Origin of the sequence: Streptomyces sp. DT2A-34, assembly GCF_030499515.1 — a bacterium.
Taxonomy (GTDB): Bacteria; Actinomycetota; Actinomycetes; order Streptomycetales; family Streptomycetaceae; genus Streptomyces.
Map to the genome: position 1 here is coordinate 9,182,562 of NZ_JASTWJ010000001.1, position 24,623 is coordinate 9,207,184.

Sequence of the window (24,623 nt, forward strand, 5' to 3'; positions counted from 1 at the left end):
ACTAGGGCAGCCCGGCCTGGATGATCAGCAGGCCGAGGGCGATGCCGAGGGGGAAGATGCCGAGGCCGACGGAGAAGGAGTCGCGGATGCCCTGGGCGATCTGTGTGCGGCGGGTGGTCGGCGCCGGGGCGGCCGGGTGGGGGAGTACGTCTTGTCTCACGGGCCCACGTCCCGTAGAAGCCCTGGCAGGTGGTTGCGAATATTGCAGCGATCAGCCTGATTCCGGCAATATTCTCCCTGTGGACGCGATCGACAAGGCAATCATTGCCGAGCTGGAGCAGGACGGGCGGCTGACCAACGTGCAGCTGGCCCAGCGGGTCGGGCTGACCACCGGCCCGTGTCTGCGCCGGGTGCAGCGGCTGGAGGCCGACGGTGTCATCCGCGGCTACCGGGCCGTGATCGACCCGGCCTCCGTGGGCCGTTCCTTCGAGGTCCTGATCGACCTCAGTCTTGAGGCGCAGGACGCGGAGACGGTCGAGCGTTTCGAGAAGACCCTCGCGCAGGCGGAAGAAGTACTGGAGTTGCGGAGGCTGTTCGGCAGCCCCGACTACTTCGTACGCGTGGCTGTCGCCGATCTGCCGGCCTACGAGGCCTTCCTCAGCCGGCGGGTCATGACCATCCCCCGGATCAAGAACGTGACCTCGCACTTCACGATGAAGACCCTCAAGCCGGGCCCGTAGAGGGGGCAGCAAACCGTGCTGCTGAGTGGCCGGTGTCGTATCAGTTCGGTGGGCGATACAGCCACAGCCTGAGCAGCCGGCTGAGCGACGGCATGATCAGGTAGGTCAGGGACGGCAGGAGTACGGCCGGGAAGAGCGCGGCACGCAGCGGCAGAGGCCAGTCGGCGGTCGCGGGCACGACCAGCCACTGCAGCAGGAGTACGAGGGGGTAGGCGGCCAGCAGAGTGGTCAGGGCCATCTTCCAGCGGGGCGGGGAGTGCACTGTCGTGCCCGGCAGGCTGAACCAGGTCTCCATGCCGGTCGTGGCCTGCCGCTCACTGCTGACCTCGGTCGCGATGTCGGCGATCCGCCGGTGCCATTCCGCTCGCTCGGGGGAGACCAGCCACGCCTTCAGCCGTTCCGGGTCGCTGAAACGCGCGATGGCGTGGGACAGGTGCCCCTTCTCGGGCCGTACCCAGACGACACCCTCGCTGCCCGGGAACTTCGAGGCGGTCCGTGTGACGCGGTGCGTCCATTCCTCGAACTGCGCCTCCCGGCCGGGCCGCACCTGCCAGGTGAAGACGGCGGTGACGGCTCGGTTTCGCTGTACGGCGGGCGTTCTGGTCGTGCTCATGAATGACCGGGTGCCACGGTGGTCACGGCCCATGCACGAGAGGCCGGGGCGTTTCCGGGTGGCGGCCGAGCACACGTCCGGCTCACAGCAGGATTGGCGTTGCATCATGCTGGGTCTGTTTCATGCCGCCGCTTGATTGGAGGCTCACGGCGACGGCGACGGCGACGGCGACGGCTCGGGCGACAAGCTGCACGCCTGGATGTTCGACACTCCCGACGAGAACCGGGCCGAGGCCGACCAGATGACCGCCGCCAAGGCATTCGTCATGCGCCGCAACATGTTCGGCCCGGTGCGCGGCGCGTGGGATCGGCGGTGGAACGGCTCGTGGGGCGACGATCCGCCGTTCCACGAGCCGGTGTTCGTGCTGACCCACCACGCGCGCGAGCCGCAGCCGATGGACGGCGGCACCACGTATCTACTTCGTCACCGACGGAATCGCGTCGGACGTCGTTGCCCGCCCGCGCTCCCACGGCGCCGAACTCCTCGGCGGGCCGGCGCAGTACGTGACAGCTGTCGGCTCTGCTACGTCCGCGGCGCCGAGGGCATCGTCGTCAGCGCCGCCCATACTCCTCAGGTTCTGGCGTACGGCGATGGACGCCAAGTTCTCCACCTACATGAACGTCATGGACCACCTGCTGCCGCGGATGGTGGCCAGGGAGTCCGGCTCGATCGTCAACATCATCGGCATCGGAGGGAAGTTCGCCTCGCCGATCCACCTTCCCGGCGACGGCGCGGCGAACTCGGCGCCGATGCTGGCCTCCGCGGGCCTGGCCGCGGCCCGGGGGCACGCCGGCGTCCGCGTCAACGTCATCAACCCCGGGTCCCGCTCGGGCGGTACGCCGCTCCGGAGAAGGTCGCCGACGCGGCCCTGTACCTCGCCAGTGCCCGCGCGTCCTACGTAACCGGTGCGGCCCTGACCATGGACGGCGCTCTCACACCCCTCGTCGTATGAGCCGCAGCTCTTCAGCTTCGTGCTCCCCGTACTCATCACCACCTGGGGCCTGACGACGGCGCAGGCCGGCTATCTGGCCACGGCGACGCTGCTGTCGGCGGCCATCGGCGGCCATCGGCGGCCATCGGCGGTTGGGCGTGTGGTTACCGGGCGGACCGCTGGGGCCGCGCCCCGCGTCATGCAGTTCACCACCCTCTGGTTCGCGGTGTTCACGGTCGTCGCGGGCTTCTCGCAGAACTTCGAGCAACTCATCGTCATCCGCGTACTGCAGGGCCTCGGCTTCGGCGGCGAGTGGGCCGCGGGCGGACGCTCGCAGCACCGCAGACGGCTTCTGGCTCGGCCCCACGCCCTTCGACCACGTCAAGCCCGGTCCTGGAGCTGATCGACGCGAATCCGTACGGCAACGGGACGGCCCTGTTCACCAAGGCCGTCACCCAGCGCCGGCTCGATGCGTCGTACGGGGGAATCGACCTCGGCTTCCCGATGACTGAGTGGGGGCAGACCTTCGGGCGGGGGGCGAACCCGATCAGAGAGGAAGACGATGGTCCCATCGGAACGGGAACCGGAACAGGAAGCCCAGCGGATCGGCATACCCGCCGAGTCCACCGCGGGTGAGACCAGGGTGGCGGCGACACCGGCCACCGTGGGCCGACTTGTCGCGCTGGGATACGAGGTGGTCGTGGAGCCGGGGGCGGGGGAGTTGTCCCGCTTCTCCGACGCGGCGTACGAGGAGGCGGGCGCCCGTCTCGGCGACCCGTGGCCGGCCGAGATCGTGCTGAAGGTCAACGGTCCTTCGAGTGAGGAGATCGGCCGACTGCGCGACGGAGCGACGCTGATCGCGCTCATCGGTCCCGCGCTGAACCCGGAACTGGTCGAGGAGTTGGTGCGGCGGCCGATCACCGTGCTCGCCATGGACGCCGTCCCGCGCATCTCGCGCGCCCAGTCGCTGGACGTCCTCAGCTCGATGGCGAACATCGCCGGATACCGGGCCGTGGTCGAGGCCGCGCACGCCTTCGGCCGCTTCTTCACCGGTCAGGTGACCGCCGCCGGCAAGGTGCCGCCGGCCAAGGTGCTCGTGGCCGGAGCAGGGGTGGCCGGACTCGCGGCGATCGGCGCGGCGCACAGCCTGGGCGCCGTGGTCCGCGCCACCGACCCCCGGCCCGAGGTCGCCGAGCAAGTGCGCTCCTTGGGCGGGGAGTTCCTGGAGGTACGGCCGGAACAAGCCGAACAGGAGGTCAGCAGCGACGGATACGCCAAGGCCACCTCGGACGACTACAACCGGCTCGCCGCGCAGCTGTACGCCGACCAGTCCGCCGACGTCGACATCATCATCACCACCGCGCTCATCCCGGGCAGGCCCGCGCCCCGGCTCATCACCGCCCAGGACGTCGCACGCATGAAGCCCGGCAGCGTGATCGTCGACATGGCCGCGGCCCAGGGAGGCAACGTCGAGGGAACGGTCGCCGGGAAGGCGGTCGTCACCGACAACGACGTGACGATCATCGGTTACACCGACCTGCCCGGCAGGCTCCCGGCCCAGGCGTCGCAGCTGTACGGCACCAACCTCGTCAACCTGATGAAGCTGCTCACTCCCGGCAAGGACGGCCGACTCGTCCTCGACTTCGACGACGTGGTGCAGCGCTCGATGACCGTGGTGCGTGAGGGCGAGAAGACCTGGCCGCCGCCACCTGTGCAGGTGTCCGCCGCGCCCACCACCCCCGCCCCTGCCCATGGCCCCGAACCCGCCGCCGTCCCCGACGCCGCGGCGAAGCCCACCCGCTCCGCGCGGTCGGGGTACGCCCTCGTCGGCGCCGGAGCACTCGCGCTCTTCCTGGTCACCGCCTTCTCGCCGCCCCAACTCATCGCCCACTTCACGGTCTTCGTCCTGGCGATCGTCATCGGCTTCTACGTCATCGGCCATGTGCACCACGCGCTGCACACCCCGCTGATGTCGGTCACCAACGCGATCTCCGGCATCGTCGTGGTCGGCGCGCTGCTGCAGATCGGGCACGGGAACACCGTGGTGACCGTGCTGTCGTTCGCCGCGATCCTGCTGGCGAGCATCAACGTCTTCGGCGGATTCGCCGTCACCCGCCGCATGCTCGGCATGTTCTCGAAAGGCTGATCACGGATGACCACCGCCACGGCCGCAGAGGCCGCATACGTCGTCGCCGCGCTGCTGTTCATCCTCAGCCTGGCCGGACTGTCGCAACACCGGACCTCCCGCGCGGGAGTCGTCTGGGGCATGGCCGGCATGGTCATCGCCCTGGCCGCCACCATCGGTCTCGCCTCCCGGAGCATCACCGTCACCGGTCTCGTGCTGATCGCCGTCGCCACGGCCGTCGGGGCGGGCATCGGACTGTGGCGTGCCCGGGTCGTCGAGATGACCGGCATGCCCGAACTCATCGCCATCATGCACAGCCTTGTCGGCCTCGCCGCCGCCTTCGTCGGCTGGAACGGCTATCTCGACGTCGATGCCGGGGGCCACACCGGGCAGGAGATCACCGGCTCGCTGCTGCGCATCCACCACGCCGAGGTGTTCATCGGTGTGTTCATTGGCGCCGTCACCTTCACGGGTTCCGTCGTCGCCTACCTGAAGCTGGCGGCGCGGATCAAGTCCCGCCCGCTCATGCTGCCCGGCAGACACGCCCTCAACCTGGGCGCGCTCGCCGCGTTCGTCGGGCTCACCGTGGCGTTCGTCGCGCGCCCTCACATGGGGCTGCTCATCGCGGTCACCGTGGTGGCACTGGCCCTCGGCGCCCATCTGGTCGCCTCCATCGGCGGCGGCGACATGCCGGTGGTGGTCTCGATGCTCAACAGCTACTCCGGCTGGGCCGCGGCCGCCTCCGGCTTCCTCCTCGCCAACAACCTGCTGATCGTCACCGGCGCACTGGTCGGCTCCTCCGGCGCCTACCTGTCGTACATCATGTGCAAGGCGATGAACCGCTCCTTCCTCTCGGTGATCGCGGGCGGTTTCGGGGGCGAGGCGGTGGCGGCGAGCGACGGCGGCGACCACGGGGAGCACCGGGAGATCAGCGCGGAGGAAACCGCCGAACTCCTGCGGGACGCCTCCTCGGTGATCATCACCCCGGGATACGGGATGGCCGTCGCCCAAGCCCAGTACCCCGTCGCGGAGTTGGCGCGCAAACTGCGCGAACGCGGCGTCGACGTGCGCTTCGGCATCCACCCGGTCGCCGGCCGGCTGCCCGGACACATGAACGTGCTGCTCGCCGAGGCCAACGTGCCGTACGACATCGTGCTGGAAATGGACGAGATCAACGACGACTTCGCCGCCACCTCGGTCGTCCTGGTCATCGGCGCCAACGACACCGTCAACCCGTCCGCCGCCGAGGACCCGGCCAGTCCCATCGCCGGGATGCCGGTCCTGCACGTGTGGGAAGCGGCCCAGGTCGTGGTCTTCAAACGCTCCATGGCGACCGGGTACGCGGGCGTGCAGAATCCGCTGTTCTTCCGCGAGAACAGCCAGATGCTCTTCGGCGACGCCAAGCAGCGGGTCGAGGACATCCTGCGCAGCCTCGACGCCACCGGCGCGCCGGTCCGTGAGATGGCCGGCACGACCCGCTGACCGGTTCCTACGCCGTCCGCCGGGCCTGCCCGGCGGACGGCCCGACTTGCCCACAGGAAGGTACGAAGGTACGCAGTGACCACGTTGACCGTGCTGCACCCGGGCGCCATGGGGGCGTCCGTGGCCACTCAGGCGACCAGATCGGGTCATCAGGTCCTCTGGATACCCGCTCATCGAAGCGCCGCGACACAGGAACGGGCCCGGAAGGCCGGACTGACGGCCTGCTCATCCCTCAGGGAGGCGCTCGATGCCGGCGCGGTCGTGCTGTCCCTCCGCCCGCCGCACGCGGCCGAAGAGGTCGCCACACCCGTCGCCCGGCACGGGTTCACGGGCCTCCACGTCGAGGCCAACGCCATCAGCCCCCAGCGCATGGAGCGCATCGCGCACGACGTCAGGCCCGCTTCGTCGGTGCTCGACGGTGCCGTCATCGGCCCACCGCCCGGCGACCAGCACATGTGCCGCCTCTACTTGGACGCTTGCCGCCGTGTCGCACGCCCTCGCGAACAGCCACGGAGTCGCCGATCTTCTCACCGCCGAGGCTCAGCGCATGCCCTCGGACTTCCTGTCCGACCCCCGACCCCTGTCCGGCGTCGCCGCCCGCGCCTGGCGCCGGGCTCCCGAAATGCACGAAGTCGCCGAGAGTCTGCGCGCGTCGGGGCTACCGCCTCAGATGGCCGAAGCCTCGGCAGCCGTGATGCGGCGGTGGGAGAAGGACAAGGACCAGTACGACCCGCCACTGGCCACGGTGCTCACGCACCTGCGGGACGGCTTCCACGCTCATTGAGCGGCATACGGCACAAGGCGGCGCCGAGCACGCGAGGCGGCGCTTACGCTCGACGAGCCGGCCCTGGAACTTCTGCGGGAGGGCGTCTGCCGGGCAGCATGCCTGGTCAGACGCCCTTTGCTCGATGCCTAGAAGAAGCCCAGCTTCTTGCCCATCTGGGTTGCCGACCCAGAGTAGGTAGCCGGCGAGCCCGAGCGGCGCGATCAGCACTGCGATCGGCGAGTACGACACCAGCAGGTTCTTGGTCTGCTGGTGGTACATCCGTTTCACGCCTCTGACCTGTATGTATGCACCGTCGGTAGGGGAGTTGGCAGGCTTCGGCCCGCGTATAATCCGGATCTTGGTGGGGCGACGCAGCGGTGTCCGCGTAGCGGTACGCGAAAAAGTAGTCGACGTGGCCCACTGCGACGCCGGTGAGGACATCGAGTGTGTGCTCGCCGTAGTCGAAGGTATGCGCCCAGGCTCCTTCCTGGTGTGTGAAATAGCCGCCGAGGTCGCCCATCTGGTTGCCGACCCAGAGTAGGTAGCCGGCGAGCCCGAGCGGCGCGATCAGCACTGCGATCCACGGGCGGGCGATGTACGCGTCCCGGACATCGAACTCGGGTATGAGCTGCCGGATGCTGCGCGGCACGGCCAGGGAAGCATGGCAGTACCCGACGTCTGCGGTTATGGCTTCTGCTCACACTCGCCCATGCTCACGCCACTTACCGATCTGCTTGACCGGATCTCCGGTGTACAACCAGGGAGTTCGCGTGGCATATGGCCCCTGCATCCGCAGGAGTGCGGTGGCGATGTCGGTGGTGCCCGCGAGGCAGGCCGCGTGAGCCAGGTAGTTGAGATCGCGCAGTTCCGCAGGGGGCACGGCGGTGTTCGGGCGCCCCAGGATCCAGCGTTCCCATGTCCGGCGTACGTCGCTGACGGCACCGTCGTGATGCCAGTGCTGCCCGAGCCCCACGGTCTCCCGGCGGCCCTTCGCCGCGTCGAGGATGTAGCGGTACTCCTCGACGCGGGCGTACTGCACCAGCACGGGCAGCGGGGAGCCGGGCGGTGCTACTCCGGCGGCGTCGCGGGCGAAGTCGTACATGAAGCCGTGGGTACCGTGCCAGCGGGCCGAGTAGTAGTGCAGCACCTGCAGGTGGCCCTCCATGCTGTACGGGTCACGGGCGTCCAACTCGTCCCACCAGCGGGCCATTTCCTGTTGCTGTACACCTGACGGGTACAGCCGGGCCAGGGAGATCAGGGAGATCCACGGAGTCGGATCTGCCGGGTATGCGTCGGCGGCCCGCCGGCACGCCACCACCGCGGTGTCGATGCGGTCCACGTCCATCGGCGCGCCGCGGCCCGCCGCGATCGCCAGGCCAAAGGCCCTGGCGGTCTCCGTGGCCCCCCGCAGAACCAGCGCGTCGGTGCTGTGCGGCTCGGCGGCCAGCCACGACTCCACGGTCGTACTGCTCGCGCACGCCTGCCCGAGCAGCCGGATCCGGTGGCCGCGCGTCGGCCAGTCGGCACCGGTGGCCTGCAGCAGATCGCGCAGGCCCTGCCAGCGGCCGATGACGACGTCCTGGCGGGCGGAGGTGAGGTGCGCGTCCCCGTCGTCGGGGTCGAAGGCGATGTCGGAGCCGGAGGGGGATTTGTGTCGCGCCATGGGGCTCTCCCTCAGAAGTCGGTGGAAAGGCCCTCGTAGGCATGGGACCCGGCGGGCACCCGGTCGTCGGGGACGTAGTCCGTCTCGACGGTGCGGGAAGCGTCCAGCTTCACCGGCCGGTAGTACTCGCTGCCCTTGCGCCAGTACCAGAGCATGGGCACCAGGCCGACGGCCAGACCCCCGAGTCCGATCGTGACCGCCGCGCTGCTCAGCTCGCCGAGGGACTCGACGAGCACCCAGAACATGAACACCGCGCCGAGCAGCGGCCAAAGCCCGCCGAAGAGGAAGTTGCCCACGGACTTCAGCAGCATCTTGCGGTAGGCGACGACCACCGCGAGGCCGGTCAGCCCGTAGTAGACGGCGATCTGCAGGCCGATCGCCGAGATGGCGTCGGAGAGGATGTCGCCCACCGAACCCAGAGCGTTGGACGCGATGAACAGCAGCAGCGCCACCGCACCCACCGCGGCGATGGCCACCCAGGGGGTGTTCCACCGGCGGTGGACCCGGCCGAGTGCCTCTGGCATCGTTCGGTCGCGGCCCATCGCGAACAGCGAGCGCGTGACCTGGATGAGGGTGGTCTCCAGGGTGGCGATGGTGGACAGCATCACGGCCATGATGAGCAGCTTGCCGCCCCAGCCCGGCCAGATCTCCTCGCCGAGCGCGGCCAGCACGTTGGCATCGTTGTCGGCGATTTGCTTGGACGTGAGGATGACGTTGGTGGCGATGGTGAACACCTCGAACAGCAGGAAGACGACGCCCACCCCGATGAGGCCGGCGAGGCCCGTCGTGCGGCGGCTGTTGCGGGTCTCCTCACTGAGGTTGCTGGTGACGTCCCAGCCCCAGAAGTAGAACGCGGCGACCAGGGCACCCGCCGCGAAGCCCGACATCCCGTCGAAGTGGCCGAAGCCGAGCCAGGACCACTCGAAGGAACGGGCGTTGTCCGTGTGGAACAGGGCGAGTACGGCGAACAGGGCCAGGATGGCGAGTTCGACGCCGGACATGATGAGCTGAGCACGGACCGTGAGCCGGGCGCCGCCGAGCACCACGCCCAGCATGACCAGGAACCAGCCGGCGCCGACCACCGTGGACAGTGCGGTGTTCTCGGCGAGCCCCTCGTCGAACAGGGCCAGCGTCATCGATCCCGCGGGGAGCGAGCCGGCGACCATGAAGATGGTCGCCGAGACGACCAGTGACCAGCCGCTGATGAACCCGAGGAAGGGGTGGAGCGTGCGGCCCACCCAGGAGTAGCTGGCACCCGCGTTCACGTCGATGCGGCTGAGATAGCTGAACGCCAGAGCGATGCCCAGCATGGGAATCGCGCAGTACAGCAGCGCGGCCGGACTCGCCAGACCCACCGCGCCGACCAGGACCGCCGTGGTCGCGGCGATCGAGTACGCCGGGGCACTGCCCGCGACCGCCATCACCACCGTGTCGAACGTACCGAGGACATTGGCCTGGAGCCCTCGGCCCCTGCTGATGCTCATGCTCGTGTTGCTTTCTGTTGTGCACGACGAAAGGTGGCAGCCTTGCTGCCCGACGGTGCGAAGCGATGAACACGGAGGTCACCCGCTCCGGCAGGAGACGGTCCCGCGTGTGTGCTGGTCATGATACCTGTTTGTTTATGTTTCAAGATTAATTGGCGGTTAAAATCTTCGGCGCTTTCGAAAGGTCAACTCCTCGGCCGGCAAGGTCTCATGGCTGGGCGAGGAGACTCGTCGGGGCGCCATGACAGGCCCTTGCCGTGCTGGTAGAACTCAAGGCTCCCCCCGCGGAGAGTTGATCGGCACCATCCTCGATCAAGGAAATCAATCCAGTGCTGCCCTGGTCGGACCGTCGCGTCTCGCTCAGCCGCCAGACCGTGGGCCGCCTTCTGGCCACTTCGCCGCTCGTGGCGGGATTGCTGGGCGGCTTGCCCCTTCTCCGGCCTCAACCTTGGCCAGTGCTGGATCGCATTCGTGCCTGATTCTCCCCAGCCGCCTGAGAGGGGCTGCGACACGCGTGAACGTCGCTTCGAGCCTGCGGGACACGGGCTCGCACAACAGACCACTCAGAGTCAATCCCGCCCGAGGGTAGCTCCGCATGTGCTCGAAGTTGATCCCGTAGATGGTCCCGACCAGCGTCGGAGCGAACAGAATCGCCACCCAAGAGGACATCTTCTTGAAGTTGTCTACCAGGGGGAGCTGACCTGCGGTCAGAAGCCGTTGTCTTTCCGGGTGTGAGTATTGAGTTTCCGCTGTTCAGGGATGGTTTCGGCGTCGCCGTGGGAGAGTTCGGGCGATCAGTTCGTTCTCGGTGATGCGGAGATGACCGATGCCATCGGTGATGGGGTTGTTGGAGGAACGGGAGGCGGCTGCCTGGGTGCAGGCGGAGGAGCTTCGCGCGGAGATGGAGCGGATCACCGCTGAACTCGCCGATGCGGAGGTGGTGTTGGAACGGCGGGTGATCGCCCGGACGGAACTCGCCGAGGCCCTGGCTGCCGGCGGCGAACAGACGCAGGCGCCCGTTGCCGGTGTGCGGGAGGCGCCGGCCATGACTGAGAGGTCCCCGGTTCCGGTTGTGGGGTCCGTCGTGCCGCGCTGGCACGAGGCGGCGACGGTGGACGCGCTCGCGGTGGACTACCGGCGGATCGTCGAGCTGGTGGAATCCGGTGCGGGTGACGGCGGGGGGATCTGGGCGAAGCAGCTTGCCGCCGGGCTTCAGCTGGAGTTGGTGCCCGCGAAGATCGAGGGGGTGCGGTCCAAGGCGGGGCGGCTGGCCGAGCGGGGCTGGCTGACGGCGTCGCCGTCGGGGCGGTTCACGCGGTGACAGCCCACCGGTCCTGCTGGGCCCGGCGTCGGGAAGCGCGCCGGGCGAGACGGCGGCTGAGGAGCATGGTCTGGGAGAAGTAGATGAACGCCTCGCTGGAGGCGGGCAGTGTCTCGAAGTCCCGCACCAGGCGGCGCGAGCACATCAGCCATCCCAGACTCCTCTGCACCACCCAGCGTCTCGGCAGAACCACGAACCCTGGCATGTCGTCCGAGCGTTTCACGATCTGCAGGGTGGGCTGCAGTTTCTCCTTCGTCCAGGTGACGAGCCGGCCGTGGTAGCCGCTGTCGGCCCACACCAACGTGATCGCGGTGAACCGCTCGTGCAGGCGGGGCAGCATGGTGTGGGCGGCCTGGCGGTCGGTGACGTTCCCGGCCGTCACCAGCACCATCAGCAGCGGGCCCAGGCAGTCCGTGATGACGTGCCGGCGCCTGCCGTTGATCTTCTTGCCGCCGTCGTAGCCTCGTCAGACCGCGGGCACCGAGGCCGCCGCCTTGATGGACTGCGAGTCGATGACCGCCGCCGTCGGCTGCGGGTGGCGCCCTTCGGCCTGGCGGGCCTGCTCCCGCAGCCGGCCGTGGAACTCCTGGGCCAGGCCCTTCGTGCGCCACCTGCGGAAGAATGCGTAGACCCGGTCCCACGCCGGGAAGTCCGCGGGAAGCGCGCGCCATTTCACCCGTTGTCGGTGACGTTACCGCACGGCGTGCAGCATCTGCCGGTGGCAGTAGCCCTCCGGCTGTCCGCCCCGGCCCTCCAGCCAGGCCGGGACCGGCATCGCGTGGCGCACCACCTGCCACTCCGCGTCCGTCATGCCGGTGGGATACCGCCGCACCCGGTCGGGGCGGTCGGCCGCGTTCCCGAACCGGTGAGCGAGGCAATCGCACGCCGACACACGCGAGTTGGACGCCACCGGCACCGGCACCGGCACCGGCACGCAAGACTGGGACAACAGGGCCTCCCTGCATTCGAGACGGCTTCGCAACCCTCGTGCTGCACCGGAGGTCCTGCTTTCATGCGCCTACCCGGCCAAGATCACCCGGCCAGGAATCCCGTTCGATCAGAACCGTCCTCATGATCGATAGGACAACGGCTTCTGAGGGAAGAGCGATTGACGCTCCAGCACCAGTCATGGACGATCCCAGACTGCGACGACGAGCACTGATCAAGACCAGTCCGCCCGCAGCCAGATTCCTCCCACCTCCCGTCCCCTCGCCTTGGTCACGGGCTGGGCCGCACCGTCGGTATCGGCGCCGGCATCGCCCGCCGTCTGGCCGCGTCAGGCTGGGACGTCGCCTTCACCTACTGGACCCCCATATGAGGACCGCATGGCCTGGGGCAGGGAGCCCGGTGCAACCGAAGCGATCAGCCAGGCACTGATCGAATACGGTGCGTCCACTGCGGCGATCGAGGCGGACCTCGCCGACTCGGGCACGCCGACACGCGTCTTCGACGAGGTCGAACAACGGCTGGGCAACGTCACCGCGCTGGTGATGTGTTACTGCGAGTCGGTCGCCCCCTCCCTCCGCGCGGTTGAGGGACAGTCAGGTCCGAAATATGTCGCTGAGCGGGTGAACCGGGTGATGAAGCGGATCGTGGTGGTGGGGGTTGCCGGATCGGGCAAGACCACGCTGGCCAGGGCACTGGGCGAGGGTCTCGGGAGACCGGTCACGGACTTGGACTTGCTGTTCTGGGGGCCGGCCTGGAGCCGTGTCGACCTCAATGTGTTTCGTGAGCGGACGCAGGAGGTGCTTGCCAACGAGTCCTGGATCATTGCGGGCAGCTACTTCAGCCAGGTCGCAGATCTGGTGGGGGCTCGGGCCCACACCGTCATATGGCTCGATTTACCCCGACGGGTTTCATTCTCGCGTGTGCTCAGGAGGACTATCCGCCAGGTCGCGCGTTGCGAGGATGTGCCTCCCGGGTGTCGCCAATCGGTGCGGGCAGCCTGGCGCGATCGGCTTTTCCACTCGGCCTGGCGCGAGCCTGCGAGGTTTCGATCGGTGATTCCGGAGATGCTGGACCGGCCTGAGTTTGGTCATGTGTGTTTGGTCCATCTGCAGACGAAGCAGGAAGTGCCGCCTGGCAGGTCTCTCAGCGGCGGTAGTCGCGATGGACTGGGATCAAGGGCCTCGGTCCCGCCGGCGTCGCACGATTCGTCGACGATCCCGGCCGCAGTGCGCTTACACCCTTGTGAGTCATTGGCACATTGGAACCTATGCCGTACCGTCCGCCCGAACCTGGGAAACAGTTCGGATGTGTCGCAAGGACTCGGATCGAATGGCAAGCTTCCAATGGCTGACCGATGGTGACCTGCTGAAGGTGTGCCCCGACGATCACGTCGAGACATGCGGGAAAGCGTTCGGCATCGGCCGGACAACGGCGCCTACCGGTTCGTGACCGCAGACCTCATCCGCGTACTCAGCGTCTCCGGCGCCCTGGGACCAGATGCGGAGAGGGGGCCTGACGTGTCAGTTCCGCAAGGAGCAAGTCCGTGCTGGCGCGACCGCCGGGCCTCAACGAGCTCCGGCCGCTCCTGAGGTCTTGATGTCGATCCAGAGCGGTGGCTTGGGCGTGGATGAGGCAGAAGCCGCGACTCCTTTCCTCAGTCCCGATAGGAGGAGCTGCGCGCCGCTGCCTTCGCCTGCGCTGTCCCGTCCTTGCGAAGCGCGGATCCGGCGGCGAACGACGACATGGACGACGTCGAGTTGAGCCTCAGCGGCAGGCCCACCTTGTCGTCCACGCTGCCCAGTCTCGTCGTTCGTACCGCCACGCGATGGTCGCCGACGGCTCGACCATGCTGGTCACCACCAGCGTCGGCTACGGCACTGCCCTTGCGTGTGCGGTTCGGTCATGGTCAGGGCAGGAGGGTGGAAGTGGACGGCACGCCGACTTGGCGACCCCGTTCCCCGGAGAGAAACGGGGTCGCCAGGTGTTCTGCCCTGGGCGGGTTCGCGCCGGGGACGGAGCAGGTCAGGGCGTCGACGTGGGCGGCGAACGCGCACGCGTCGGCGACGTCTTCGAGGCCCAGCCGGTCGAGTCGTCCGCCGAGGTGTCCGACGGCGGCGAGGCGGTGCAGCAGGCCAGCGGTGAAGGAGTCTCCGGCGCCGACGGTGTCGACGATGTCGATGGCCGGGGTCGGGACGGTGACGCGGTGGCCGTCGAGGGAGGCGAGTGCGCCGCGTCCGCCGAGGGTGATGACGACGAGTCGTGCGCCGGCGGCGTGCCAGGTGTCGCAAGCCTCTTCAAGGCCGGCACCGGGGAGGAGCAGCGCGAGGTCGTCCTCGCTGAGGCGCAGGATGTCGGCGAGGGCGCACCAGCGAGGAAGCCGCTCTCGGTAGGCCGAGGGCGGCCCGGCGCGCTTCGAAGTTCGTCGTGCGTGTGGGGGTGGTAAGGGACACCAGGACGCGCGACCGGCCAGGGGCTATCCCCGCTGGGCCATGAACCAGAGGCGATGTGCGGCTTGTGCCCACTCGATGCCGATGTTGCACGCCTCCGAGACCAGGAGGGCCACCAGCGAGGTGGTCAAGTCCTTCATACGGGTTGTGCCGTCGCCCAGGTGCACGAAGGCGTCCAGGAACCCGGTCCGGCCGTGCACCTCGAACAACAGCTCCGGCAGGTCGATCTTCGGGAGCATCTTCTCCACCCGCCCCCGCAGCCACGTCAGGGACTTCGGCTCGCCCAGCGCGCCGAGCTTGGACACGTTCAGCTTCGCCCGGCCCGGCGGGACCTCGATGGTGACCTTCGTGTCCTGCCCGGCCGTCTCCAGCCGCTCCGCCATCTGCTTCCACGCCGCATCCAGCGCCGTCACCAGCGCGGCCAGATGCTCCTCGACCGGCATATCCAGGCTCAGACCCGCCAGAACGTCCTCCCGCACGGCCTCCCACTCCGTGCCGTCCAGCAGCCGGGCGCGCGGGTCGGACCAGCGGTGCGAGGGAGAGGCGAACACGTCCCGGCGCTGAAGCGCGCGGTACAGCTCTCCAGCACACACACCACGTATGCGTCCCTGTCCACGGCTCCCGGCGGCAGCTCCGTGTTCGCGTACACCGCCTTGCGCCACGCGGCGGGCACCAGCTTGTCATCGACCTCGCGCGGCAGCAGCGGCTTGTCCTTCACCCGCCGCCGCGCAAGAGCGGGCAGCCGCTTCACCCCGGCCAGCACCCGCTTCCCGCCAGTCGCCGCATCCAGCGCCTTCGACTCGCCCAGCAGCGACAGGAACGGCCGCACCGTGTTGTACCGGGTGGCCAGCGCCGCCCGCATCGCGACGGCCGCCGAGTCCTCGTCCTCCGGCACGAGCGAAACCACCAGCGCGGTTGCACTCATCACCGCGGCCCGGGGCACGACCTCCTCCACCGCCCGCCACAGTGCCGCCGCGTCCAGATGCGTGCCGTGTGCCTCGACCAGCTCCAGCTCCTCGAACAGCACCTTCGCCGCCCGCGCCAGGGTCCGCGACGTCTTCTCCAGCTGCGGCAGTGTCGAGAGCCGTTCTTTGTCGGTGGCCCTCTTCGCCCTGCTGATCAGCCTCGTCGCCATCAGCACCGAGAACAGGTCCAGCGCCTCATCGATCGCCTTGGCCTCAAGGTGGCGCATCACCGCAGTGAGCATTGCCGTGCGTTTGGGCTCCGCGGCCCGCTCCAGGCTCGCGGCCTTTGACCCCAGCCCGTACCGGGCCAGCGACGCAAGCCGGTTCGGCGGGATCTGCGACAGCTTCAACCGCCCCAGTTGGAACGCACCGATCTCATCGACCCGCTCCAGCGACCGCGCGAACGCCGTGCCCGTCGTCCGCGTCGGAGGCCGGCGCAGCCGCTCCAGCTCCGAGTACCGGCCGCCCTCCGGCGTCACCGGCGTGGCCACCAGGTCCACCGGCAGCGCCGGGTCCGCGCGCTGAGCCGCCCTGGCCACGGTGGCGTGCAGCCGCTTCTCCGCGATCGTGCGGACCTCTGACACCTGCCGGGCCAGCACCGAGACACCCGGCAGCAGCACTCGGTTCCGCCGCAGCCAGCCCACCGCCTGGTTGAACAACGCGACAGGCCCCTCCGCGTGCGTCCACGCCCGGCCGTGCAGGAACGTACGGAACTTCCGACCCCACTCCGGATCGTCGTACGGGTGGTAGCCGTAGGCGTCCCGGATCTCTCACGCGTGCTCGTACGCCGTCTTCAGCCTCTCGGTGTACCGCTTCACGCACGACGGGTCCTCGACACCGAGTTGCGCGGCCGGGTGCTCGACAACCGGCCACGGCACCGCCAGGGGGTCCTCCAGGAACAGCCCCACGTAGCGGACCGTGCACATCTGGAGGGCGAAGCCCAGCTGGTGATACTTCGTACGCCGCAGCGCGATCAGATCCCGGTCGACATCGTCCAGGAAGAAGAACCGCTCCAGCTCAGGTCTCGTCGGCTTCTCGGCGAACTTCCCGTACGCCTCGGCCTGATCATCAGTTAAGAACTCCACCGGCATGAGGCGGACCGTAGCCAGGCCCCGCCCGTGATCGACGATCTTTCAGCGAACCCCTGTTCTGGGGACGATCGCTGTGCTAGCCGACCGTGATCGTTCTCAGCGCCAACGGCTGTACCGATGTTCCAAGCGCCGCCAATTGCATCTGATGCGAACTCGCGACGGTATGCGCATCGTCGCCGTCCAAGGCATCAATCACCCGGCCTGACCAGGGAATTGGGCTACTGCGCTGGTGCTCACGATAGCGGCTGGCAACGCGTGGACAGCACCGGTCCAGGGGGCTGGCCTGCGCCCCTTCCGGCGACTCGCATAGGATGCGGTTTTCTCGCATCTGATGCGAGTGGCGGAGGGTGGCAAGATCAGTGGGGTTCAACGGGTCGATACCGGGGGCGGCGAGGCTGCTTCTGGTCGACGGGGTCGCGCTGCTGCGGCCGGAGGAACAGGTCTTCACGGCAATGCTGACGGGGTTCGCGAACCAGCAGCTGGCACGGAACCTGGCCCGGACGACGGTGGAGGGCAGGGAGAACACGGTCAAGGCGTTCGCCGCCTACGTGAACACCTACCCCTGGCACTGGACGCCGGCGATGGTCGACGAATGGCTCGGTGACCTGCGCTCACTGCGTGACCTGAAGCGCTCCACCATCCGCTCGTACTCCGAGGCCGTACGGGCGTTCTGCCACTTCGTCACCGATCCGCTCTACGAGTGGACCGCGACCTGCGAGGAGCGGTTCGGAACCCACCCGGTCCAGGTGGTGCACGAGTGGAACACCGCGGTGCACGTCCAGGACAACGAGTCGGACCCGAAGAAGCGCGCGTTCACCAAGGCCGAACTGCACGCGTTCTTCGCGCACTGCGACGACGAGGTCGCCCGGATCCGGGCCTTCGGCCGCAAGGGCTGGCTGCCCGCGTTCCGCGACGCCACCTTGTTCAAGACCGCGTACGCCTACGGGCTGCGGCGCAACGAGACGCGGATGCTGGACGCCGCCGACTTCGGCCGCAACCCGCACGGCGCCGAGCACGGCGAGTACGGCCGCTTGCTGGTCCGTTTCGGAAAGGCCAAGAAGGGCTCGCCGCCCAAGCGCCGCAGCGTGCTGACCGTGTTCGGCTGGAGCGCGGACGTCCTGGACGAGTGGTCCACCGAGGTCCGTCCCCTGTTCGGCACCGACAACAACCCGGCGCTCTGGCCCTCCGAACGCGGTGCCCGGATCGGCTGCCAGCGGCTGAACTCCCGTTTCATCGCCTACCGCAAGGCCCTGGACCTGGACGACGGCCTGGACTTCCACTCGCTGCGAAGGTCATACGTCACCCATCTGATCGAGGACGGCTGGGACCCGCGCTTCGTCCAGGAACAGGTCGGCCACGAGCACGCCAGCACCACCTCGATCTACACCTGCGTGTCCTCGGACTTCCGCACCCGCACCCTGCGCCGGCACCTCGACGCCACGATCGCCGCCGCTCTTGAGACCCAGACCGGGAGGCAGGCATGAAACGCAAGGTCGGCTACACATGGCGGCTGCGTGAGCTGATGGCCCAGCACCAGGTCTTCACGGCCACCGAACTGGTACCGCTGCTGCGCGAGCGCGGCATCGACCTGTCCGCCTCCCAGATCCACCGCCTGGTCTCCGGCACGCCGGAACGGCTGTCGTTGCAGGTCATGGCCGCGCTCTGCGACATCCTGGCCTGCACTCCGGCCGACCTGGTGGCCACCACCGCCGAGAACGCCGGCGTCCGCAAGACCGCCACCGGCGACCTGCCCGCGCCGCCCGCTGACAACGTCGCGAAGCTGCGTCCCCGCCCGGCCCGCATCCTGCCCGACGCATGAGCCCCGCCTACACCACCGCCGAGCAATACGAGCGCTGGCACAAAAAGACATGCTCCCGCTGCACACGCCACGGCTGCTTTGCCGCACGGTGGCCGGACGGATACGTCTGCCGCACCTGTCACGACAAGGCCCTACGGGTTCGTGGACACTGCCCCGGCTGCGGCGCCGACCGCGCACTCCCCGGCCTGCGGGCCGACGACGACGCGTCCATATGCCCGGACTGCGCGGGCTTCACCGTCTCCTACCAGTGCGTCCGCTGCGGACACGAGGGCAAACTCCACGCCCGGCACCTGTGCACTCGCTGCACCTTCGCCGACCGCCTCACCGAGCTCCTGGACGACGGCACCGGCCGGATCCGCCCCGAACTCGTCCCGCTCGCCGACTCCCTGCTCGCCATGGACAACCCGCTGTCCGGTCTGACCTGGCTCTACACCCGCAAGGGACGGACCGACTCGCCCGAACACCTGATGCGGCGCCTCGGCCTCGGGGAGATCGAGCTGACCCACGAGGCATTCCACCCTCTCCAGCCCTGGCGGGCAGCCTCCCACCTGCGGGAACTCCTGATGGCCTGCGGCGTGCTCCCCGCCGTCGACAAGCAGATCTGCTCCTTCGAGCGGTGGCTCGTCGGCCATCTCGCCGACATCACCGACCCGGACCACGCCCAACTCGTCCGCCGATTCGCCACCTGGGAAATCCTGCCGAAGCTCCGCACCCGGGCGGAGAAGAAGCCGCTCACCCCGGCAAGCCGCCGCTATGCCGGCGACCAGGTCAAGCACGCCACAGCGTTCCTTGGATGGCTCGCCGAGCACGGTCTCACCCTGCCCACCTGCCGTCAGACCGACATCGATGCCTGGCACGTCGAGCACACCGAGCACGGCCGCAACACCATTCGGCCCTTCCTGCTGTGGTGCATGGCCAGCAAGCTCACCAGGCGCTTCCGTCTTCCCGCCGCAGTGATCCGCCAAGCGACACCGCTCCCGCAACACGAACGCATTGACCTGCTCGGACGCCTCCTGACCGATCACGACCTGCCGCTCCGGCCCCGGGTCGCGGCCGCCATCGTCCTGCTCTACGCACAACCGCTCAGCCGCGTCGTCCGCCTCACCGTCGACGACGTGGTCCACGACGGCGACCAAGTCCTCCTACGGCTCGGCGAACCACCTTCCCCGGTCCCCGGGCCGGTCGCCGATCTCCTGCTCAGCTGGATCCCCAACCGGGACAACATGAACACTGCGACAAACCGCGACTCGCGCTGGCTGTTCCCCGGGCGCCGGGCCGGACAGCCGATGCACCCCGACGCTCTCTCGGCTCTGGTCAACGACCTCGGCATCCCCACCATCGCCAGCCGGGTCTCCGCGATCCGCCAGCACGTCCTGGAGATGCCTGCACCCGTCGTCGCCGACGCCCTCGGCTACCACCAGGTCACCACCGCCAAGCTGGCCGCCCAAGCCGGAGGCACCTGGAGCCGATACGCCTCGGGAGATCACACAAGGTCACCAGTGGGCTGGGTTCCTCAGGGAACCGGCAACAGTTGAATACGAGAGCCCATCAGTACCGAAGGCCATGCTCTAGCGGAGGCGGGCCAGCAAGTGGGCGTCGAGGATGCCCCGCTCAGAGGCCGGGTCGTGGAGCAGCCGGGCGAACGTGACGAGCCCGGCCCGATCCAGCAGCTCGGCGAACTGGTCCGCAGGCCAGCTATAGGCGGGCGTCACCTTGTGGTCGAAGCGGACCGGCTCGGCCCCGTCGGTCGCGAAGAACGAGGCCAAGAGCAGGCCCCCTGGTGCCAGGACACGCGCCTGCTCGGCGAGCAGCGCGGGCAGTTCCCCAGGAGGGGTGTGGATCATCGAGTAGTGGGCCAGCACGCCGCCGAGCGCGCCGTCCTCGACTGGCAGGGCCTCCATCCGCGCCTCGTCGAACTGCAGCGCCGGATGGGCCCGCCGGGCGTGGTCGACCATGGCTGGGGAGAGGTCGAGCCCGAAGGCGTCCAGCCCCAGGTCATGCAGCATCGCCGTCAGATGTCCGGGCCCGCAGCCGACATCGGCTGCCCGCAGGTTCCCCGTCCCACGCACCAGCTCGGCAAAGATGCCGATCATGTTCCGCGAGAACGGCTGCGTCTCCAGCCGATCAGCGAACAACGACGCGTACAGCTCGACGACCCCGTCGTAGGCCGCCCTGGTCTCGTCCTGGTGCTCCACCACGGGAAGGAAGTTAACACCCCGCCGTTCGCAGCTGTTCTCCCGCCCCGTCCCGCATCCCGCGCCCTCGCCGCGGACGCTCTCGGCTATCACGACAAGACCACCACCCGGCTCCGCAACGAGGCCGGTGGGACCTGGAGCGATACGCCACTGGCGGCCACAGTCGGTCACCAGATGGCTGGGTTCCTCGGAGAACCGGCGACAGTTGAATAGGAGAGCCCACCAGTACCAAGGCCGGTACTGGCCACCAAGCTCGTCAACGAGCTCGTGGAGGCCGCCGACGAGAAGCTGCTGGCCAAGACCATCGCCCGCTACGGCCGCGTCGACCTTTTGTGCATTGATGAACTCGGCTATATGGAGCTTGACCGTCGCGGGGCGGAGCTGCTGTTCCAGGTTTTGACGGAGCGTGAGGAAAAGAATTCTGTGGCGATCGCCTCCAACGAATCCTTTGGAGGGTGGACCATAACCTTTACGGATCCAAGGCTCTGCGCGGCCATAGTGGACCGGTTGACGTTCGGCGGGAACATCATCGAGACCGGCACCGGCTCCTACCGGCTGGCGGCCACCCGCACCCGCGCCGAACAACAGGCCGCAGCACAGCAGGCTGCCGACTGACTCCCGACCGCAGACCAACGTCTGCTGTCGGCGTGCGGACTCGCGTGCACAGGCGCGTACGGGTGAACGTGCACAGGGACGTGGCGTGTTGGGGGCAGGTGTTCGGTGACGAAGGTGATCAGTGTTGCCGGTCGCTGGTCAGAGCCTGCCGCCCCATGCGCCGATCGTGTCGGCGATGGCCTGGGGTTGGTCCTCGGGTGCGTGGTGACCAGCCGGGCCGCCGTGTCGGGTTTGCAGCGCGGTGATGTTCGCCGCGCACCAAACGGCCATTTCCTTGCCGATCGGCAAGGAACGGCGAGGAGTCGAAGGTGAGGAGCAGCTTGGGGACCTCACCGCTGCCCGCCAGCCACTTGCCGTAGTGCTCGATCCGTTCGGCGACCTCGGCCGGCTCCCCGTCCAGCGGTAGCGAGCGTGCTGTTCCAGCACCGGGCGACGGAGAGTTGGGATGCCTGCTCGCCGAGCGCGGCGGGCTAGACATCGGAGGCGAACGGCCTGTTGGCCGCGAGCTCCGAGTGCCCGGGAGTTCGCGGCCAGCAGTGTGTCCTAACGGGTGGCGATCCGGTGGTCGTCCTTGATGTGGGTGAGGAAGAAGTCCCGGACGTCCTCGGCGAGCAGGTCCGGCACCTCCATGGCGGCGAAGTGGCCGCCTCGCTCGAACTCCGACCAGTGCCTGATGTCGTACAGCCGCTCGGCCAGCGGTCGCACCGAGTGCGTGATGTCGTGCGCGAACACCGCCACGCCAACCGGTACCGGGCACGGCTCGATCCGCTGCGGAGCATCGTGGTGCAGCCGCGCCGAGGAAGCCGCGGTGGCGGTCAGCCAGTACAGCGAGATGTCAGTGAGCATCCGCTCGTCACTGATCGGCGAGCGAGGGTCGGTCCACTGCGCGAAGCGCTCGGCGATCCAGGCCAGCTGGCCGACCGGCGAGTCGGTCAGCGCGTAGCCGATGGTCTGCGGGGTGAGGGCCTGCAGAGCCTGGTACGGTGGACGATTCGCCATCAGCTGCCTGACCTTGTCCAGCCGAGCTTCATCCGTTTCGGACAGTTCAATGTCGGCGTCCGGGACCGGCCGGGTCGGCAGGTAGTTGACGTGCACCCCGACGACCTGCTCGGGTGCCACCGCGCCGAGCGCCGTCGAGATGCCCGAGCCGAAGTCGCCACCCTGCGCGCCATAGCGCTCGTACCCGAGACGGCGCATCAGCTCAGCCCAGGCCCGCGCGACCCGGACGATATCCCAGCCGCGCTCGTGGGTCGGCCCGGAGAAGCCGTAACCAGGGATGGACGGGATCACCAGGTGGAAGTCGCGCGACAGCGGTTCGATCACGTCGAGGAACTCCAAGAACGAACCGGGCCAGCCATGGGTGAGGATCAGCGCGAGCGCGTCCGGCTTCGAAGACCGGACGTGGACGAAGTGGATGTTCTGGCCGTCGATCTCGGTGGTGAAGTGCGCAAGCTCGTTGAGCTTGGCCTCGTGCTCGCGCCAGTCGTAGCCGGTGCGCCAGTATTCGGCTAATTCCTTGAGCCGCGCCAGCGGAAAGCCGTAGTCCCACCCGGCGTCGGCGACCTCGTTGGGCCAACGGGCGCGGGAGAGCCGGTCGGTCAGGTCGTCGAGGTCGGCCTGGGGGATGTCGATGCGGAACGGCTTGATCATGGTCTCAACTCCAGGGGCTTCATTCGGCGTCCAAAAGTTCGGACGGCCAGCGTGTGGTACCAAATCGTTCGTCACACTAACGTCCCTCTCGTTAGCGACGATAGTTTGTTAGTGGGACTAACGCAACGTACGATCGCGGCATGAGCAACAGCACGCCCGACAAGGCGAGCTCGACCGACCGCCTGGCCACTGCCGCGCGGCTGCGGAATCTGGGGACCCGGCTTCTGGCACTGGCCGCGATCCAGTCGGATCGCCTGGTGAACGAGGAGTTGGCGCGCGCGGGCGCCCGCAAGTGGCATTACGCGGCGCTCGCCACGCTGGACGAGTTCGGACCCGCCAGCCAGGCGGAGCTGAGTCGCCGGACGGGGATCTACCGCAGCGACATGGTCACGGTGATCAACGAGCTGGCCGATCGCGGACTGGTGGAACGCTCCCCCAACCCTGCCGATCGCCGGCAGAACATCATCGCCGTCACCAAGCAGGGGCACCGGCAACTACTGAAGCTGGACAAACTGCTTGCCGGGGTGGAAAACGAGGTGCTTGCGCCACTGACCCCGTCGGAACGCGAGCAGTTGGCCCGACTCCTCGCCGCCCTTGTGGATCACCACCGCCAGAACATGTGAACAAGCCGGGCCCCCTCATCCGGATCGAAGCAGTGCACGTACACATCGCTGTGCACGTCCATCCGTACGCAGCTATGTGCATCAATCCGTACGCCGACATCTGCACCCTCTACCGGCGCTGGGGCCCCGCTCTACAGCCGTTGGGTCAGCGGTTGGTTGGTCCGGACGAATGCCGGGCCGGTGGCCGGTGCCTTACCCCGAACGTGAGCCCGCGCCATGGCGGACAGGTCCCTCCATCAGGGAGGATGCCCGTCATGGCCACTGACCAGAACACCGTTCCCGCACGTTCCACCCACCCGATGCCCCTGGTCTTCGGTGCGGGAGCGGCCATCGGCGTCCTGGGCGGGATGATCGGCCTGGGCGGCGCGGAGTTCCGCCTGCCGCTGCTGATCAGCCTGTTCGGGTTCGCCGCGCTCTCCGCGGTCATCCTGAACAAGGCGATGAGCCTGGTCGTGGTGCTGGTCGCGCTGCCCGCACGGCTCGCAGCGGTTCCCGCCTCCGCACTGGCCGCGCGCTGGGCGATCGCGGTCAACCTGCTGGCCGGAAGCCTGATCGGCGCCTGGGCCGGAGCGACGTGGGCGGTGCGGATGTGCAGCTCCACCCTCTACAAGGTGCTGGCCGCCCTGATGGTGCTCATGGCCGCGGCCCTGCTGGTCACCCACGTCACCACCGTCGGGACGCTGTCGCTGCCGCTGTGGGCGCAAGTGCCCCTGGGCGTGGTCGCCGGGTTCGGCATCGGGGTGGTCGCCGCGATCATGGGTGTGGCCGGCGGCGAGCTGCTGATCCCGACGATCGTGCTGCTGTTCGCCGTGGACATCAAGACGGCAGGGAGTCTGTCCCTGCTGGTGTCGTTGCCGACCATGCTGGTCGCCTTCGCCCGATACAGCCGGGACGGCAGCTTCGCGGTGCTGGGCGCCAACCGCCGCTTCACCCTGGTCATGGCCGCAGGCTCAATCGCCGGCGCGATGCCGGGCGGGCTGCTGGTCGGCGTGTTCTCGGACCTGGTGCTCATCCCCGTGCTGGCCTTGATCCTGCTCGTCTCCTCGGCCAAGCTCGCCCGTCACGACTGACGCCGCGCAGACGGCCCTGGGCACCGTGGGCCGACACCTCCCAAAGTGGAGTCACTTCTCACCTACCAAACGAGACCCTCCGGCCGCCAGGTGGAGTCAGAACTCACCTGCAAACGGAGTCAACGAACAGGTTCT

At 68.5% G+C, this 24,623-nt stretch carries 22 protein-coding genes and 8 pseudogenes; 16 read left to right on the forward strand and 14 right to left on the reverse strand.

Annotated features, from left to right (window positions below):
* Position 1: 1 nt before the first annotated feature.
* Positions 2 to 160 carry a hypothetical protein gene (locus QQM39_RS40935; RefSeq protein ID WP_302002640.1) on the reverse strand — a complete coding sequence of 53 codons (159 nt, stop codon included), beginning with the start codon at positions 158 to 160 and terminating at the stop codon, positions 2 to 4.
* Positions 161 to 239: 79 nt separating this feature from the next.
* Here QQM39_RS40935 and QQM39_RS40940 point away from each other — a divergent pair, with 79 nt between their 5' ends.
* Complete coding sequence (locus QQM39_RS40940; RefSeq protein WP_302002641.1) at positions 240 to 680, forward strand: Lrp/AsnC family transcriptional regulator; 441 nt, start codon at positions 240 to 242, stop codon at positions 678 to 680.
* Between the two features lie 40 nt (positions 681 to 720).
* Here the strand turns inward: QQM39_RS40940 and QQM39_RS40945 are convergent, their stop codons facing one another.
* Positions 721 to 1,293, reverse strand: coding sequence for an antibiotic biosynthesis monooxygenase (locus QQM39_RS40945; RefSeq protein ID WP_302002642.1), 573 nt, complete (start codon positions 1,291 to 1,293; stop codon positions 721 to 723).
* 154 nt (positions 1,294 to 1,447) lie between these two features.
* On the opposite strand from QQM39_RS40945, the pseudogene QQM39_RS40950 reads away from it, so the two are divergent.
* From QQM39_RS40950 to QQM39_RS46370, 6 genes and pseudogenes are all read left to right on the forward strand, one after another.
* Positions 1,448 to 1,730: pseudogene (locus QQM39_RS40950) on the forward strand (riboflavin biosynthesis protein RibD); the annotation flags it as partial.
* 153 nt (positions 1,731 to 1,883) lie between these two features.
* The gene (locus QQM39_RS40955) at positions 1,884 to 2,195 is read left to right on the forward strand and encodes an SDR family NAD(P)-dependent oxidoreductase (protein WP_302003900.1); all 312 of its coding nucleotides are present in this window, start codon (positions 1,884 to 1,886) and stop codon (positions 2,193 to 2,195) included.
* A gap of 69 nt (positions 2,196 to 2,264) precedes the next feature.
* Entirely contained in the window at positions 2,265 to 2,627 is a 363-nt protein-coding gene (locus QQM39_RS40960) for a hypothetical protein (protein WP_302002643.1), read from the forward strand.
* A 159-nt stretch (positions 2,628 to 2,786) separates the two neighbouring features.
* Entirely contained in the window at positions 2,787 to 4,370 is a 1,584-nt protein-coding gene (locus QQM39_RS40965; protein WP_302002644.1) for a Re/Si-specific NAD(P)(+) transhydrogenase subunit alpha, read from the forward strand.
* Between the two features lie 6 nt (positions 4,371 to 4,376).
* Complete coding sequence (pntB, locus tag QQM39_RS40970) at positions 4,377 to 5,831, forward strand: Re/Si-specific NAD(P)(+) transhydrogenase subunit beta (RefSeq protein WP_302002645.1); 1,455 nt, start codon at positions 4,377 to 4,379, stop codon at positions 5,829 to 5,831.
* A gap of 108 nt (positions 5,832 to 5,939) precedes the next feature.
* Positions 5,940 to 6,083 (forward strand): annotated as a pseudogene (locus tag QQM39_RS46370) (phosphogluconate dehydrogenase); the annotation flags it as partial.
* On the opposite strand, the gene QQM39_RS40975 reads toward QQM39_RS46370, so the two are convergent.
* Complete coding sequence (locus tag QQM39_RS40975; RefSeq protein ID WP_302002646.1) at positions 6,057 to 6,284, reverse strand: hypothetical protein; 228 nt, start codon at positions 6,282 to 6,284, stop codon at positions 6,057 to 6,059. The pseudogene QQM39_RS46370 and the gene QQM39_RS40975 overlap by 27 nt on opposite strands.
* A 31-nt stretch (positions 6,285 to 6,315) precedes the next feature.
* Here QQM39_RS40975 and QQM39_RS40980 point away from each other — a divergent pair, with 31 nt between their 5' ends.
* Positions 6,316 to 6,615, forward strand: a complete 300-nt coding sequence (locus QQM39_RS40980; RefSeq protein ID WP_302002647.1) for a DUF1932 domain-containing protein — start codon at positions 6,316 to 6,318, stop codon at positions 6,613 to 6,615.
* A gap of 361 nt (positions 6,616 to 6,976) precedes the next feature.
* Here the strand turns inward: QQM39_RS40980 and QQM39_RS40985 are convergent.
* The 3 genes and pseudogenes from QQM39_RS40985 to QQM39_RS40995 form a co-directional block, all read right to left on the reverse strand.
* A pseudogene (locus QQM39_RS40985) lies at positions 6,977 to 7,186 on the reverse strand (hypothetical protein); the annotation flags it as partial.
* 108 nt (positions 7,187 to 7,294) lie between these two features.
* Positions 7,295 to 8,260: a hypothetical protein gene (locus QQM39_RS40990; protein WP_302002648.1), complete on the reverse strand. Its 966-nt coding sequence runs from the start codon at positions 8,258 to 8,260 to the stop codon at positions 7,295 to 7,297.
* 11 nt (positions 8,261 to 8,271) lie between these two features.
* Entirely contained in the window at positions 8,272 to 9,744 is a 1,473-nt protein-coding gene (locus QQM39_RS40995) for an APC family permease (RefSeq protein WP_302002325.1), read from the reverse strand.
* An 826-nt stretch (positions 9,745 to 10,570) separates the two neighbouring features.
* On the opposite strand from QQM39_RS40995, the gene QQM39_RS41000 reads away from it, so the two are divergent.
* On the forward strand, positions 10,571 to 11,065 hold the full coding sequence (locus tag QQM39_RS41000; RefSeq protein ID WP_302002649.1) for a hypothetical protein: 495 nt from the start codon (positions 10,571 to 10,573) through the stop codon (positions 11,063 to 11,065).
* Here QQM39_RS41000 and QQM39_RS41005 read toward each other — a convergent pair.
* The 3 genes and pseudogenes from QQM39_RS41005 to QQM39_RS41015 form a co-directional block, all read right to left on the reverse strand.
* Positions 11,055 to 11,519: pseudogene (locus tag QQM39_RS41005) on the reverse strand (transposase); the annotation flags it as partial. The gene QQM39_RS41000 and the pseudogene QQM39_RS41005 sit on opposite strands and share 11 nt — an antisense overlap.
* 12 nt (positions 11,520 to 11,531) lie before the next feature.
* Positions 11,532 to 11,741: a transposase gene (locus tag QQM39_RS41010; protein ID WP_302002650.1), complete on the reverse strand. Its 210-nt coding sequence runs from the start codon at positions 11,739 to 11,741 to the stop codon at positions 11,532 to 11,534.
* 15 nt (positions 11,742 to 11,756) lie between these two features.
* Complete coding sequence (locus QQM39_RS41015; protein ID WP_302002651.1) at positions 11,757 to 12,014, reverse strand: transposase; 258 nt, start codon at positions 12,012 to 12,014, stop codon at positions 11,757 to 11,759.
* A 238-nt stretch (positions 12,015 to 12,252) separates the two neighbouring features.
* Between QQM39_RS41015 and QQM39_RS41020 the strand changes: the two are divergent.
* Positions 12,253 to 12,576 (forward strand): annotated as a pseudogene (locus QQM39_RS41020) (SDR family NAD(P)-dependent oxidoreductase); the annotation flags it as partial.
* 1,091 nt (positions 12,577 to 13,667) lie between these two features.
* Here the strand turns inward: QQM39_RS41020 and QQM39_RS41030 are convergent.
* The 3 genes and pseudogenes from QQM39_RS41030 to QQM39_RS41045 form a co-directional block, all read right to left on the reverse strand.
* The gene (locus tag QQM39_RS41030) at positions 13,668 to 13,805 is read right to left on the reverse strand and encodes a hypothetical protein (protein ID WP_302002652.1); all 138 of its coding nucleotides are present in this window, start codon (positions 13,803 to 13,805) and stop codon (positions 13,668 to 13,670) included.
* Positions 13,806 to 13,919: 114 nt separating this feature from the next.
* Positions 13,920 to 14,414: pseudogene (locus tag QQM39_RS41035) on the reverse strand (PfkB family carbohydrate kinase); the annotation flags it as partial.
* A 123-nt stretch (positions 14,415 to 14,537) separates the two neighbouring features.
* A pseudogene (locus QQM39_RS41045) lies at positions 14,538 to 16,516 on the reverse strand (DUF4158 domain-containing protein); the annotation flags it as partial.
* 359 nt (positions 16,517 to 16,875) lie between these two features.
* Between QQM39_RS41045 and QQM39_RS41050 the strand changes: the two are divergent.
* The 3 genes from QQM39_RS41050 to QQM39_RS41060 are packed head-to-tail and all read left to right on the forward strand — an operon-like array spanning position 16,876 to position 19,870.
* The gene (locus QQM39_RS41050; protein ID WP_301995709.1) at positions 16,876 to 18,000 is read left to right on the forward strand and encodes a site-specific integrase; all 1,125 of its coding nucleotides are present in this window, start codon (positions 16,876 to 16,878) and stop codon (positions 17,998 to 18,000) included.
* The gene (locus QQM39_RS41055; RefSeq protein ID WP_301995710.1) at positions 17,997 to 18,335 is read left to right on the forward strand and encodes a helix-turn-helix transcriptional regulator; all 339 of its coding nucleotides are present in this window, start codon (positions 17,997 to 17,999) and stop codon (positions 18,333 to 18,335) included. The genes QQM39_RS41050 and QQM39_RS41055 overlap by 4 nt, the downstream gene beginning before the upstream one ends.
* Complete coding sequence (locus QQM39_RS41060) at positions 18,332 to 19,870, forward strand: hypothetical protein (RefSeq protein ID WP_301995711.1); 1,539 nt, start codon at positions 18,332 to 18,334, stop codon at positions 19,868 to 19,870. The genes QQM39_RS41055 and QQM39_RS41060 overlap by 4 nt, the downstream gene beginning before the upstream one ends.
* 33 nt (positions 19,871 to 19,903) lie before the next feature.
* Here QQM39_RS41060 and QQM39_RS41065 read toward each other — a convergent pair whose 3' ends face one another.
* A complete protein-coding gene (locus tag QQM39_RS41065; protein ID WP_301995712.1) occupies positions 19,904 to 20,533 on the reverse strand; it encodes a class I SAM-dependent methyltransferase in 630 nt (209 codons plus the stop codon).
* A 237-nt stretch (positions 20,534 to 20,770) separates the two neighbouring features.
* On the opposite strand from QQM39_RS41065, the pseudogene QQM39_RS41070 reads away from it, so the two are divergent.
* Positions 20,771 to 21,145 (forward strand): annotated as a pseudogene (locus tag QQM39_RS41070) (ATP-binding protein); the annotation flags it as partial.
* A 543-nt stretch (positions 21,146 to 21,688) separates the two neighbouring features.
* On the opposite strand, the gene QQM39_RS41075 reads toward QQM39_RS41070, so the two are convergent.
* Positions 21,689 to 22,795 (reverse strand): epoxide hydrolase family protein, encoded by a 1,107-nt coding sequence (locus tag QQM39_RS41075; protein WP_302002654.1) that lies wholly within the window; start codon positions 22,793 to 22,795, stop codon positions 21,689 to 21,691.
* A 140-nt stretch (positions 22,796 to 22,935) separates the two neighbouring features.
* Between QQM39_RS41075 and QQM39_RS41080 the strand changes: the two genes are divergently transcribed.
* Entirely contained in the window at positions 22,936 to 23,418 is a 483-nt protein-coding gene (locus QQM39_RS41080; RefSeq protein WP_302002655.1) for a MarR family winged helix-turn-helix transcriptional regulator, read from the forward strand.
* 254 nt (positions 23,419 to 23,672) lie between these two features.
* The gene (locus QQM39_RS41085; protein ID WP_302002656.1) at positions 23,673 to 24,488 is read left to right on the forward strand and encodes a sulfite exporter TauE/SafE family protein; all 816 of its coding nucleotides are present in this window, start codon (positions 23,673 to 23,675) and stop codon (positions 24,486 to 24,488) included.
* Positions 24,489 to 24,623 lie beyond the last annotated feature (135 nt).